Below are 12585 nucleotides of genomic sequence, written 5' to 3'. Positions count from 1 at the left end.
GTCACACATCTCCCGCGATCGTGTTGCGCTCGCTGGGCTGGACGTACACCAGACCGTCCCCCTCGAAGCGGATCTGGAAGGCCTCGCCGCCGCCCTCGCCCATGAACGTGCGGAACGTCACACCGGACTGGAAGGACTGGCTCAGGTTGCCCTGGTGGGCGATGTAGGCGCCGGGGTCGACGGTCAGCGGGTACTGCCGGCTGACCCGCAGGACGACCGCCGGGCCGTCCGACATGATGGCCGCCTGGCCGTGTCCCTCGACCGTGGTCGTGAACAGCCCGTTGCCCTGGGAGGCGCCGCGCAGGCCGGTGAAGGACGTGCCCGTCCTCAGCCCGGCGTCGGTCGCGAGCAGGTTGCTCGACTCCACGTACAGCTTGTCCCCCTGGAGACTGACGAGGTTGATCTCCGAGGCCCGGTCCGCGAACCAGCACGTCCCGTGCCCCGACACCTCCATCACGGTCATCTGTTCGCCGGTGATGCGCCGGGTCACCATGCCGCGGATCCCCTCACCACCGCCGCTCATCTTCTTGAACGCCATCTGCCCGTCGTACGCGACCATCGAGCCGTTCTTCGCCTTCACGGCGTCTCCGGTCATGTCGACGGCGAGCACCTTGCTGCCTTGGAGTCGAAACATCGCCACGGAGTGAAGGTAGCTGGCGGAAGGCTCTTGCGGGAGTCTTCGGCGGTTGGGCGGTTCTTGTGCGGGTTCGGTGGGGGCGGGCGTTTTGCGCCCACGCGGCGGAGCCGCACACGGACACAGTCCCGCGCCCCTGGATGCCTGCGGCGGCCCGTTGCTGCCCGGTGGGGGCTCGTGTAGCGCGTTCGGTTCGGTGGGTGGGTCGGGGCCGGGGTGGGGGGTGTCCGTCCTCGGTCCGGCGGCTCGGCCCCTTTTCCTGTTCTCGGCACCGGACGCCGGCCGCTGCGGGCGGACACCCCCCACCCCGTCCCCTTCCCGCCGTACGCGGCCAACGGCCCACGGCCCATTCCGACGCAGGGTGACCGCAACTCCTTAGGGGCGCGGGGAACTGCGCGACCAGCCCCCACCGGCCCGCACCCGCCCGACGACCCGACCCGGCACCCCCGTATGCGCCAGACCCCCCGGACTGGACCGTGGAACCGTTTGTCACAATGGACGCACGCTTGTGCGTTCGTTCACAAACCGCGACCTCCCACCGAAGGTGACCCGTGGACCTCAAGACAGCCTCCGCCATCCGACGCCTCCGCCTTGTCTCCGCGCCCGAGGCGGTCTCGTTCCTGCTCCTGCTCGTCTGCTCGGTGCTGAAGCGGACCACGGACTTCAACGCCGTGCCGGTGATGGGCATGGTCCACGGCGTCCTGTTCATCCTGTACGTGATCTTCTGGCTGGACGCCTGGAACCGCGCCAAGTGGTCCGCGAAGACGGGGATCTGGTTCTTCGTGCTCTCCGTGCTGCCCACCGGCGGCTTCTTCGCCGAGCGCAGGCTCAAGCGTGAGGCCGAGGACGCGGTCATCGCCTCCCGTGCTCGCCAGGAAGGAAAGGTGAACGCATGATCGTCGCCTTCTCCGTGACCCCGCTCGGGGTCGGCGAGGACGTGGGGGAGTACGTCGCCGACGCGGTGCGGATCGTCCGTGAGTCGGGGCTCCCGAACCGTACCGACGCCATGTTCACCTCGATCGAGGGGGACTGGGACGAGGTCATGGACGTCGTGAAGCGTGCCGTGGCCGCCGTGGAGGCACGGGCGCCGCGGGTGTCGCTGGTGCTCAAGGCCGACATCCGGCCCGGCGTCACGGACGGTCTGACCTCCAAGGTGGAGACGGTGGAGCGGCACCTCGCCGACTGAGTGAGTCCCCGAACCCCGGCCCGCGCGGGCCGGGGTTTTCTCGTACCTCATGTTTGAGCGATCGCTCAAAAGCATGTATCTTCCTGCCCAGTGAGTTTGAGCAGTCGCTCAAACAGTGAGCTCACCTAGGGGAATCGATGGGGCTCTACATAGAGGCGCGCATCCGTGCCGATCTCGACGACCTCTGGACCCGGACGCAGGAACCGTCCCAACACCAGCGCTGGGACCTCCGCTTCACCCGGATCACCTACCTCCCGCGCGTGGAGGGCGAGCCACAGCGCTTCCGCTACGCCACGCGTGTGCTGCCCGGTCTCACCGTCGCGGGCACCGGTGTCTCCGCCGGGGAGCGGGAACGCCCCGACGGCACCCGCACCTCCGCCCTGCGCTTCGCCTCCCCGCACCCGCTCTCGCTCCTGGCGGAGGGCAGCGGCTACTGGCGCTACGTCCCCGACGGCGACGGCGTCACCTTCCTCACCGGCTACGACTACCGCCCTCGCTGGGGCCGCGTCGGCGCGGTGGCCGACCGCCTCCTCTTCCGCCCCCTCATCGGCTGGGCGACGGCCTGGTCCTTCGACCGGCTGCGGCTGTGGCTGGAGCGCGGGATCACCCCAGAGCGGGCGCTGTGGAACTGGCTGGCCGAGCTCCTGGTCCGCGCCCTCGTCGTGCTCGTCGCCGGCACCGGCCTCGCCCTGGAGCGCTTCCTGGACTTCTTCGGCCCTCTGGCGGCGTCCATGGCCTACGTCTCGCCGCTGCTCCTCGCCCTCGCCATCTCCCTGGCCCTGTTCAAGTCCCCCCTGCCCGGCACCCCCGCCGCCCGTCGGTGTCTGCGCCGGCCCCCCACGCGCGTGCGTGCGCCGCGCGTCCTTCGCACCCTGGAGACCCCGCGATGACCTCGATGTTCCGCACGGTGATGGGCGCCGACTTCGACCGCCTCCACCCGCAGCTCCAGCGCCGCTTCTCGGTCGGCCTGACCACCGGCGAGGCCTGCACGGGCAGGGGCGTCATGGACCGCATCTGGCACGGCGGGGCATTCGTGAAGCCCTTCCTGGCCCTCGGTACGACCCGCAACATCCTGGTGCCGAGACCGGGGCGGAGCGTGCCGTTCGTGATCGAGAACGTCCCCTACGCGGACACCTACGGCCGTGAGACGGTGACCTTCGTGCGCACCTTCCACCTGCCCGGCCGCCCCCGCCGCTTCGACGCCCAGATGGTGCTGAGCCCCAAGGGCGACCGCGTCCTCGACTACCTCGGCACCCACCAGCACCTGGCCAGCGAGCTGCACTTCCGCGCCGAGCCCGACGGCTCGCTGCTGATCCGCTCCGGGGAGCACCGGTTCCGGGAGGGCTTGGTGGACGTCCGGGTGCCCGAGCTGATCGGCGCGACGGCGGAGGTGAGGGAGTCGTACGACGAGCGGGCGGGCCGTTTCCGTATCAGCGTCCGGGTCGTCAACCGGTACTTCGGCCCGCTCTTCGGCTACGAGGGCAGCTTCGAGGCGACGTACAGCGACATCGCGGCCTGCGGAGTCCGCCCCGGTCTCCGTCCCCTCCGCGAGGAGGCGCGCGCGTGAGCCCGGAGTCCGCCAAGTCCCTGGAGACCAAGGCCAAACTCCTGGAGGGCGCCCTGCGCACCCTCACCGAACAGGGCATCGCCAAGACCTCCGCCCGTACGGTCGCGGCGGCCGCCGGGGTCAACCAGGCGCTGGTCTTCTACCACTTCGGTTCCGTGGACGAACTCCTCGCCGCGGCCTGCCGCTACGGCGCGGAGCGCGCCGTGGCCCGCTACCGGGCACGGCTGGCCGCCGTGACCTCGCTGTCCGAACTCCTCGCGGTGGGACGCAAGGTCCACGAGGAGGAGCGGGCCGGAGGGCATGTGGCCCTCCTCGGCCAGCTGCTGGCCGGCGCCCAGACCCACGCCACCCTCGGCCCCGCCACCGCTGCCGGCCTGGAGCTGTGGATCACCGAGATCGAGCAGGTCCTCACCAGAGTCCTCGCGGCCACGCCCTTCGGCGAGTTCGCCGACCCCGCGGGCCTGGCCCGGGCGGTGGCCGCGTCCTTCGTGGGCATCGAGCTGTACGAAGGGGTCGACGCGTCCGGTGCCACCGCGGCCCTGGACGCCCTGGAGCAGCTCGGCGTGCTCGTCGCCGCGCTGGAGGACCTGGGACCGGTCGCCCAACGCGCGGTACGCCACCACCTCCGCAGAACCGGCCGCCGGTAGCTGCGCTGGGCTGGGGCGGGGCGCCTATGGGGGTGCCGGGTTCGGTTGTGGGGCGGGTGCGGGTGCGTGGGGGCTGGTCGCGCAGTTCCCCGCGCCCCTGGGTGGGTGCAGTCACCCTGCGTCGGAATGGGCCGTTGGCCGCGTACGGCGGGAAGGGGACGGGGTGGGGGGTGTCCGCCCGCAGCGGCCGGCGTCCGTTACAGGGCCCTGCTAAAGCAGCCGAGCCGCCGGACCGAGGACGGACACCCCCCACCCCGGCCCCGACCCCAAACCACACCGCACGCGCTACACAAGCCCCCACCGAGGCCGCGCAGGCCGCCGCAGGCATCAGGGGCGCGGGGAACTGCGCAAAAACACCCGCCCCCACCCAACCCGCACCCACACAGTCTGAAGGGCGAGACACTGCTGACCACCATGTGACCGGCCGGTAAGGTCGTTGCCGTGCCGAAGCCGCTCAGTCTTCCCTTCGACCCCATCGCCCGCGCCGACGAACTCTGGAAGCAGCGCTGGGGAAACGTGCCGTCCATGGCGGCGATCACCTCGATCATGCGTGCGCACCAGATCCTGCTCGGCGAGGTCGACGCGGTGGTCAAGCCGTACGGACTGACGTTCGCGCGGTACGAGGCGCTCGTGCTGCTGAACTTCTCCAAGGCCGGCGAGCTGACGATGTCGAAGATCGGCGAGCGGCTCATGGTGCATCCGACGTCCGTCACCAACACCGTGGACCGCCTGGTCAGGTCCGGCCTGGTCGACAAGCGCCCCAACCCCAACGACGGCCGCGGCACCCTCGCCTCCATCACCGACAAGGGCCGCGAGGTCGTCGAGGCCGCCACGCGGGACCTCATGGCGATGGACTTCGGGCTCGGCGTGTACGACGCCGAGGAGTGCGCGGAGATCTTCGCGATGCTGCGCCCGCTGAGGATCGCCGCGAGGGACTTCGACGAGGACTGACCCGGGGCAAGATCTCCCGGAACGTACGGTTACGCTCGACGCCATGAAGAAGAGCGTGCTCACCCGCTACCGGGTGATGGCCTATGTCACCGCCGTCATGCTGCTCGTGCTGTGCACCTGCATGGTGTTCAAGTACGGCTTCGACATGGGTGAGGGCGTCACCTTGGTCGTCTCGCAGATCCATGGCGTCCTCTACATCATCTACCTGGTCTTCGCCTTCGATCTGGGCAACAAGGCCAAGTGGCCGCTCGGCAAGCTGGCGTGGGTGCTGCTCTCCGGGACGATCCCGACCGCCGCGTTCTTCGTCGAGCGGAAGATCACGCACGAGCTGGAAGGCAGCGTCGTCGACGGGACCCCGGCGCCCGTCAAGGCGTAACCCCCACCGCCGTACGGCACGCGTACGGCGGTAGTCCTTCGACGTTTACTCGGACGTCCTAGTAACTTCGATGGTATGGACGCTGACGCCATCGAAGAGGGCCGCCGACGCTGGCAGGCCCGGTACGACGCCTCGCGGAAGCGGGAGGCGGACTTCAGCACGCTCTCCGGCGATCCCGTGGAGCCGGTGTACGGGCCACGGCCGGGGGACACCTACGAGGGCTTCGAGCGGATCGGGTGGCCGGGGGAGTACCCCTTCACGCGCGGGCTGTATCCGACCGGCTACCGGGGGCGGACCTGGACCATCCGGCAGTTCGCCGGGTTCGGGAACGCCGAGCAGACCAACGAGCGGTACAAGAAGATCCTCGCCAACGGGGGCGGCGGCCTGTCGGTCGCCTTCGACATGCCGACCCTGATGGGGCGGGACTCCGACGACCCCCGTTCGCTCGGCGAGGTCGGGCACTGCGGGGTCGCCATCGACTCGGCGGCCGACATGGAGGTCCTGTTCCGGGACATCCCGCTGGGCGACGTGACGACCTCCATGACGATCAGCGGGCCCGCCGTCCCCGTCTTCTGCATGTACCTGGTCGCGGCCGAGCGGCAGGGCGTGGACCCGTCCGTTCTCAACGGCACGCTCCAGACGGACATCTTCAAGGAGTACATCGCGCAGAAGGAGTGGCTCTTCCAGCCCGAGCCGCACCTGCGTCTCATCGGCGACCTGATGGAGTACTGCGCGGCCGGCATCCCCGCCTACAAGCCGCTGTCCGTCTCCGGGTACCACATCCGCGAGGCCGGTTCGACGGCCGCGCAGGAGCTCGCGTACACCCTCGCGGACGGGTTCGGGTACGTGGAGCTGGGGCTGTCGCGCGGTCTGGACGTGGACGTGTTCGCGCCCGGGCTCTCCTTCTTCTTCGACGCGCACCTCGACTTCTTCGAGGAGATCGCCAAGTTCCGGGCGGCGCGCAGGATCTGGGCGCGGTGGATGCGGGACGTGTACGGGGCGCGGTCCGAGAAGGCGCAGTGGCTGCGGTTCCACACCCAGACGGCGGGGGTCTCGCTCACCGCGCAGCAGCCGTACAACAACGTGGTCCGTACGGCGGTCGAGGCGCTCGCGGCGGTGCTCGGCGGGACCAACTCCCTGCACACCAACGCCCTGGACGAGACCCTCGCGCTGCCGAGCGAGCAGGCCGCGGAGATCGCGCTCAGGACTCAGCAGGTGTTGATGGAGGAGACCGGGGTCGCCAACGTGGCCGATCCGCTGGGAGGTTCGTGGTTCGTGGAGCAGCTGACGGACCGGATCGAGGCGGAGGCGGAGACGATCTTCGAGCAGATCAGGGAGCGGGGGCTCAGGGCCCATCCGGACGGGCGGCACCCGATCGGCCCGATCACGTCCGGGATCCTGCGAGGGATCGAGGACGGGTGGTTCACCGGGGAGATCGCGGAAGCGGCCTTCCGGTACCAACAGGCCCTGGAGAAGGGCGAGAAGCGGGTCGTGGGGGTCAACGTCCACCACGGGTCGGTCACCGGGGACCTGGAGATCCTGCGGGTGAGTCACGAGGTGGAGCGGGAGCAGGTGCGGGCCCTGGGCGGCCGCAAGGCGCAGCGGGACGAAGCGGCCGTGCGAACCGCCCTGGAGGCCATGCTCGTTGCCGCCCGCGACGGGTCCAACATGATCGGGCCGATGCTGGACGCGGTGCGGGCGGAGGCGACGCTCGGGGAGATCTGCGGGGTGCTGCGGGACGAGTGGGGGGTGTACACGGAACCGCCGGGATTCTGAGGGCGACGGCGGCCGTCCCCTGTTCCGCTACTCCGCGGACGGTCCCGTCAGGCCCGTCAGCAGGATCCGGGTGAAGTCGTGCACCCACTGCGCGTCCGCCGCCTCCGCGCTGACCAGCGTGCGGTGGACCACCGCTCCCGCCACCATGTCGAAGATCAGGTCGACCGTGCGGGCCGCCTCGACGGGGTCCGCCTCCGGAGGGAGTTCGCCGCGGGCCTGGGCGCGTTCCCGGCCCTGGAGGACCAGCCGCTTCTGGCGGTCGACGATCGACGCGCGGATGCGCTCCCGCAGCGCGTCGTCGCGGCAGGACTCCGCCACCACCGCCATCAGCCCGTTCTGGGCCTCCGGACGGGCCAGGATCGCCGCGAACTGCAGGACCACGCCCTCGATGTCGTCGGCCAGGGTGCCGCAGTCGGGGAGTTCCAGTTCGTCGAAGAGTTCGGCCACCGCGTCCACGACGAGCTCGTTCTTGCCGGCCCAGCGGCGGTACAGGGTGGTTTTCGCGACCCCCGCACGGGTAGCCACATCTCCCAGCGTGAGCTTCGACCAGCCCAGCTCCACCAGCGCCGCCCTCGTCGCCGCGAGGATCGCCGTGTCCGCGGCAGCGCTGCGCGGGCGTCCTGCGGCGCGGGGGGCGGGGGTGCGGCTCTGCATTCTCCGACCATAACGGGCGGTTCTCGAGGTGCAGTGAGGGAGATCACCGGGGTGGGGTATCGGGCAGGCACTCAGTGCCATTACGCTACGACTCGTAGCGAAAGCTCGCGAGGGACGTACGCGGGCGACGGTGCGTACGGCGCGGGGTGGGGACCCGGCGTCAGGACCGCGCTGCACGACCGGCTTTCACCATGCTTTTCACAGACGCGCGCGCACGGGGGAGGATAGACGCATGCAGCCACGGAACATGTCCATGAGCGGAGTCGTCGACCTCGCCGCGGTGAAAGCGGCCCAGGAGGCCAAGGCGAAGGCGGAGCAGGCGCGCGCCGAAGCGGCCAGGCAGGGCGGCGGCCCGGGTGCCGTCTCTCCGGCCGATCTCGTCATCGACGTAGACGAGGCGGGTTTCGAGCGCGATGTCCTGCAGCGGTCCACCGAGGTCCCGGTCGTCATCGACTTCTGGGCCGAGTGGTGCGAGCCCTGCAAGCAGCTGAGCCCGGTGCTGGAGCAGCTCGTCCTCGAGTACAACGGACGCCTGCTCCTCGCCAAGATCGACGTCGACGCCAACCAGATGCTGATGCAGCAGTTCGGGGTGCAGGGCATCCCGGCCGTGTTCGCCGTCGTCGCAGGCCAGGCCCTGCCGCTCTTCCAGGGCGCGGCCGGCAAGGAGCAGATCCAGCAGACCCTGGACCAGTTGGTGCAGGTCGCCGAGCAGCGCTTCGGGCTGACCGGTCTCGCGGTCGACCCGGACGCCGGCCCCGGCGCCGCTCCGCAGCCCGCGACCGTGCCGGCGGGGCCGTACGACGCACTCCTCGAAGCCGCCGTAAACGCCCTGGACGCCGGGGACTTCGGCGGGGCCGTCCAGGCGTACAAGAACGTACTGAGTGACGACCCCGGCAACAGCGAGGCCAAACTGGGACTCGCCCAGGCCGAGTTGCTCCAGCGGGTGCAGAGCCTCGACCCGCAGCGGACACGCAAGGAGGCGGCCGAGAAGCCGGGTGACGCGCAGGCGCAGATCGCCGCCGCCGACCTGGATCTGGTCGGTGGGCATGTCGAGGACGCCTTCGGACGGCTCATCGACACCGTGCGGCGCACGGCGGGCGACGAGCGGGACACCGTACGGCTGCGGCTCCTTGAGCTTTTCGAGGTGGTAGGCGCCGACGATCCGCGGGTGTCGGCGGCCCGAAGGGCGCTGTCCCGCGCCCTGTTCTGACCAGTCGCTAAACATCCCGGCATGTGATGCCGGAGTGAAAAAATCGTCGTCGGGGTGTCACTGCGGCCGCGCTTTACCAAAACTTGGTAATCGTGGCCGCTGTTACTTCCAGTAAGCCAGGCGCGTTGATCTGTCGGGTTCTGTCCATCGATCAACTGCTTTGCCCTCCCCCTGTTTGCCACCCAGCGTCGCCGACCGAGACCAGCGGGTCGTTGTTCGGTTATCCGCCCGTTACTACTGAGTAACGAAGCCCCTTGTGCGGGCGGCGAGAATGCACCACGATCGGCGACGCTCGGTCCTTTCCCGTACCCCGACAGCCGGTCGGGCCGCGGGATTCCCTGGGTCCCCACCGAGCAGAGCAGGTGAACAGGTGCGCCGGCTCTTGGACAGGGGGGTCTTCGCCCAACGGCGAAGCCTGTCCAGCAAGGTTGTGCGTGATGCGTGTCAGGCGCGACCAGTGGTTGTCGCTCGGGGGTGATCGCCGGTGATCGGTGCGCGGTTCGCGCCTCCGAGTGCGGGCGCTCTCCTTCCCGAGGACGTAGCACTTCTCCCATCCCTGCCCGGCTGAGCCGTCCTTTCGACAGGGCAGTCAGGGCCAGGAGATGTACGTCCGAGAAGGAGGAAATATGGAGTCCCAGGTGCGTGGCGGGACAAGATGGAAGCGGTTCGCTGTGGTGATGGTGCCCAGCGTTGCCGCGGCCGCATGTGTGGGTGTCGGGCTGGCGCAGGGTGCGCTGGCCGCGTCGTTCAGCGTGTCCGGCCAGGAGTTCAAGGTGTCCGCCGGCCACCTTGAGGGCCAGGGCTTCGCCCAGTACGGCGGTATCGACAGCGGCTACACGTCGACCGACGGCAAGAACAAGGGCGCGATCCACCCGGTCGCGATCTCGTCGTTCCGCACGGCGCAGATCACGAACATGTGCCAGTCGGTCAAGACCGAGATCCCGCTCATAGGCAAGACGGTCTACCTTCGTCTTGACGCGGGTCCGGACGCTGACCACAAGGTCGAGGCCGAGAACCTCTACATCGACGTCGCCCAGCTCGACGCCGACGCGACGTTCAAGAACATCGACATCGGCGTTGCGGCTCAGGACACGGCCAAGAGCAAGGGTGGCCGGGGTCCGGAGCTCAAGTCCGGCGACAACGTCCTGCCGGGCGGCTTCGCCCAGCAGGCGGAGTCGGCCGACCTGACGAAGGTCGAGCAGACGGCGTGGGCCACCACTGCCGGCACCTTCAAGCTCAGCGGCCTGAAGATGCGTCTCGGCACCAACTCCACCATGGAGTGCTTCTGACGGCTGAGGCCGCAGGGGTGACTCGGCCCAGCTGAGTGGCCCCGGGGCGGGGAGGCAGGCGCTTCTCCGCCCCGCATGGCCGGTCCGGTGCCCGCCGGACCGCATGCACCCAGACAGACTTTCCGGTTCTCCACGCCTACGGCCGAGCCGGTATGTACTTCCGGACCCAGGGAGCTTTTTCCATGAGTGCCGAGACTCCGGTCCAGAGCGCCGGGACCTTCACCCGGTTGCGCCTGCGATTCCGTGCCTGGCGAGGCCGCCGCCCGTTCTGGGCAGGTCTGTTCACCCTGCTCGGTGGTGTGCCGATCGCCTACTTCCCGTACGCCACGCTCAAGCTGGGCAACATGTCCCTAGCCATGGCGACCACCGCCGGCGCGGGCTCCCTCATCATCGGCGTACTGCTGTTCACGCTGGGCCTGACCATGTGGTTCCAGCAGGCCACGCGGATCTTCGCCGGTGTCGCCGCGATCGTCCTCTCCCTGGTGTCCCTGGTGGTCTCCAACATCGGCGGCTTCATCCTGGGCTTCGTGTTCGCGCTGGTCGGCGGAGCGCTCGCGGTCTCCTGGGCACCCGGCGCGCCGCCCCGGCCCCAGCCGCTGGGCGAGGGCGGGACGGAGGGCGGTGCGCCCCAGGGCGCCGACCCCGACACCGCGATCCTCAGGCCCGTGGTGGACGAGCCCGGCGCCGCGTACCAGGCGCCTGAGGCCGGTCGTGACGGATCGTCGGACCGGACGCCCGAGGGTGCCTGGGCCGGCCGCGACGACGCGAACGGGGGGTACCGTGTCGGCTGAGAACCTTCATGGCGAGGGCTCCGCGGCCACTGCGGAGGTCAGAACGGGCCCCCGGCACGCGGCGCCCAAGAAACCGCTGTTCAACAGGTTCCACATGCCGGCCGGCAAAGCGATAGCCATGGCGGCGATGCCGACGGCCGTCCTCATGGGCATCGGGTTCACGCCGACGCTCGCCCTCGCCGACGACGCGCCGACCGCGAAGAGCCTGACGGCGGACGAGTACAAGGACTGCGTCGCGGCACTGAGCGGCAGCGCCTCCCCGTCCGCCTCGGCGAGTTCGTCGCCGGACTCCGATGGCGATGTCACGGCGACACCGTCCCCGTCGGCTTCCTCCGGATCGGACTCCGGCTCGGGATCCGACTCCGGCTCGGGCTCGGACGGTTCGTCTTCGGCGGATTCAGGTTCGGACGACCAGGCCACGCCCACCCCCACGCCCTCGGCGTCCGCCTCCGCGAGCAAGGAGGGGAGCAGCTCCTCCTCCGGCTCCGGCAGCACCACGCCGTCCCCGTCGGCCTCCGCGAGCGACGACGGCAACCTCCTGACGGACATCGGCGACGCGATCACCGGGATCTTCACGGGCGGCTCCGGCTCCAGCGGTTCGTCCAGTGCCACCCCGACGCCGACCCCCTCGGCCTCGGCGTCCAAGAGCGCGGACGACAGCGCGGGTGACACCGTCGACAAGACGACCGAGAAGGTCACCGACACGGTGAAGGACACCGTGAAGGACACGACCGACAAGGCGTCCAAGGCGACCGAGGACACCACCAAGGCCGTCGAGGACGCGCCCAAGGCGGCAGAGGAGGCGGCGGCCGACGCCACGGCCTCCCCGAGCCCCTCGGCGAGCTCCAGCACGGACCCCGAGGACTGCCCGGCCGCCACGGACGACGTGGGCGACACCGAGCCCGGTATTACGGTGGCGGACAACGCCTGGACCCTCAAGGCCAGTTCGCTGCTCCTCAAGGGCGCCGACTATCAGGGCATCGTCAAGGTCAAGACCGCCAGCGGTAAGACCAAGAAGGTGCTGAAGTACGTCATATCCGACGGCACCGAGATCGGTGACCTCCACCAGATCGTCACCGAGCGCGGCAAGACGTACCACGTGCAGGCGGGCAAGGGCACGAAGTCCACGATCACCAACGGCAAGACGATCATGTACACCGAGAGCATCTCCGGCAACCTGCTGGGGCTCATCCCGATCACGTTCAGCCCGGACAACCCGCCGCCGCTGAACATCCCGATCATCTACTTCACCAAAGTGACGGTCCAGCAGGCCGCCCAGTACGGCGGAACGCTGACCGTGCCCCGGATGCACCAGTACAGCGAGGGCTGACCGACGCCCCTCACGAACCTTTCCGGGAGCCGCGAGAAGACTGTGCCCCGCCGGGTGCCCCACCGGGTGCCGCCCGGTGGGGCACAGTCGTGCCTGGGTGAGGGGGCGGCGGTGAGAAGGCCGGGGCGCTCGTCCTCATGCACCAGCGGGACGCGTGGGGCGGAGTAGGTGTCG

14 protein-coding genes are annotated in these 12585 nt (G+C 69.8%); 12 read left to right on the top strand and 2 right to left on the bottom strand.

Annotation, left to right across the window (positions count from 1 at the left end; genetic code table 11):
• Position 1 precedes the first annotated feature (1 nt).
• Positions 2-634: an AIM24 family protein gene (locus D1369_RS12645; protein ID WP_031051516.1), complete on the bottom strand. Its 633-nt coding sequence runs from the start codon at positions 632-634 to the stop codon at positions 2-4.
• A 551-nt stretch (positions 635-1185) separates the two neighbouring features.
• Here D1369_RS12645 and D1369_RS12640 point away from each other — a divergent pair.
• The 8 genes from D1369_RS12640 to D1369_RS12605 all read left to right on the top strand — a co-directional run bounded on the left by D1369_RS12640 (position 1186) and on the right by D1369_RS12605 (position 7137).
• Complete coding sequence (locus D1369_RS12640; RefSeq protein ID WP_007384761.1) at positions 1186-1530, top strand: DUF3817 domain-containing protein; 345 nt, start codon at positions 1186-1188, stop codon at positions 1528-1530.
• Positions 1527-1820, top strand: coding sequence for an MTH1187 family thiamine-binding protein (locus D1369_RS12635; RefSeq protein ID WP_007384762.1), 294 nt, complete (start codon positions 1527-1529; stop codon positions 1818-1820). Before D1369_RS12640 ends, D1369_RS12635 begins: the two co-directional genes overlap by 4 nt.
• A gap of 137 nt (positions 1821-1957) precedes the next feature.
• Entirely contained in the window at positions 1958-2710 is a 753-nt protein-coding gene (locus D1369_RS12630) for a hypothetical protein (protein WP_007384763.1), read from the top strand.
• Complete coding sequence (locus D1369_RS12625) at positions 2707-3387, top strand: DUF4166 domain-containing protein (protein ID WP_007384764.1); 681 nt, start codon at positions 2707-2709, stop codon at positions 3385-3387. The genes D1369_RS12630 and D1369_RS12625 overlap by 4 nt, the downstream gene beginning before the upstream one ends.
• The gene (locus tag D1369_RS12620) at positions 3384-4034 is read left to right on the top strand and encodes a TetR/AcrR family transcriptional regulator (RefSeq protein ID WP_007384765.1); all 651 of its coding nucleotides are present in this window, start codon (positions 3384-3386) and stop codon (positions 4032-4034) included. Before D1369_RS12625 ends, D1369_RS12620 begins: the two co-directional genes overlap by 4 nt.
• Before the next feature lie 441 nt (positions 4035-4475).
• Positions 4476-4985 (top strand): MarR family transcriptional regulator, encoded by a 510-nt coding sequence (locus D1369_RS12615; protein ID WP_007384766.1) that lies wholly within the window; start codon positions 4476-4478, stop codon positions 4983-4985.
• A 43-nt stretch (positions 4986-5028) separates the two neighbouring features.
• Entirely contained in the window at positions 5029-5361 is a 333-nt protein-coding gene (locus D1369_RS12610) for a DUF3817 domain-containing protein (protein ID WP_007384767.1), read from the top strand.
• A gap of 75 nt (positions 5362-5436) precedes the next feature.
• Positions 5437-7137 carry a methylmalonyl-CoA mutase family protein gene (locus D1369_RS12605; RefSeq protein ID WP_007384768.1) on the top strand — a complete coding sequence of 567 codons (1701 nt, stop codon included), beginning with the start codon at positions 5437-5439 and terminating at the stop codon, positions 7135-7137.
• Positions 7138-7164: 27 nt separating this feature from the next.
• Here the strand turns inward: D1369_RS12605 and D1369_RS12600 are convergent, their stop codons facing one another.
• A complete protein-coding gene (locus tag D1369_RS12600) occupies positions 7165-7791 on the bottom strand; it encodes a TetR/AcrR family transcriptional regulator (protein ID WP_037901455.1) in 627 nt (208 codons plus the stop codon).
• Between the two features lie 232 nt (positions 7792-8023).
• Here D1369_RS12600 and D1369_RS12595 point away from each other — a divergent pair, with 232 nt between their 5' ends.
• The 4 genes from D1369_RS12595 (at position 8024) to D1369_RS12580 (ending at position 12411) form a co-directional block, all read left to right on the top strand.
• Entirely contained in the window at positions 8024-9001 is a 978-nt protein-coding gene (locus D1369_RS12595; RefSeq protein WP_007384770.1) for a tetratricopeptide repeat protein, read from the top strand.
• A 626-nt stretch (positions 9002-9627) separates the two neighbouring features.
• Positions 9628-10290: a DUF6230 family protein gene (locus D1369_RS12590; RefSeq protein WP_007384772.1), complete on the top strand. Its 663-nt coding sequence runs from the start codon at positions 9628-9630 to the stop codon at positions 10288-10290.
• A 182-nt stretch (positions 10291-10472) separates the two neighbouring features.
• Positions 10473-11081, top strand: a complete 609-nt coding sequence (locus D1369_RS12585) for a DUF6114 domain-containing protein (protein ID WP_037901457.1) — start codon at positions 10473-10475, stop codon at positions 11079-11081.
• Between the two features lie 94 nt (positions 11082-11175).
• Positions 11176-12411, top strand: coding sequence for a hypothetical protein (locus D1369_RS12580; protein WP_007384774.1), 1236 nt, complete (start codon positions 11176-11178; stop codon positions 12409-12411).
• The last annotated feature ends 174 nt before the right edge of the window (positions 12412-12585 follow it).

It is taken from the genome of Streptomyces sp. CC0208, assembly GCF_003443735.1.
In the GTDB taxonomy this organism is placed as follows: Bacteria; Actinomycetota; Actinomycetes; order Streptomycetales; family Streptomycetaceae; genus Streptomyces; species Streptomyces sviceus.
The sequence above is the reverse complement of the archived record's forward strand: the minus strand, read 5'-3'. Positions and strand labels throughout refer to the sequence as shown.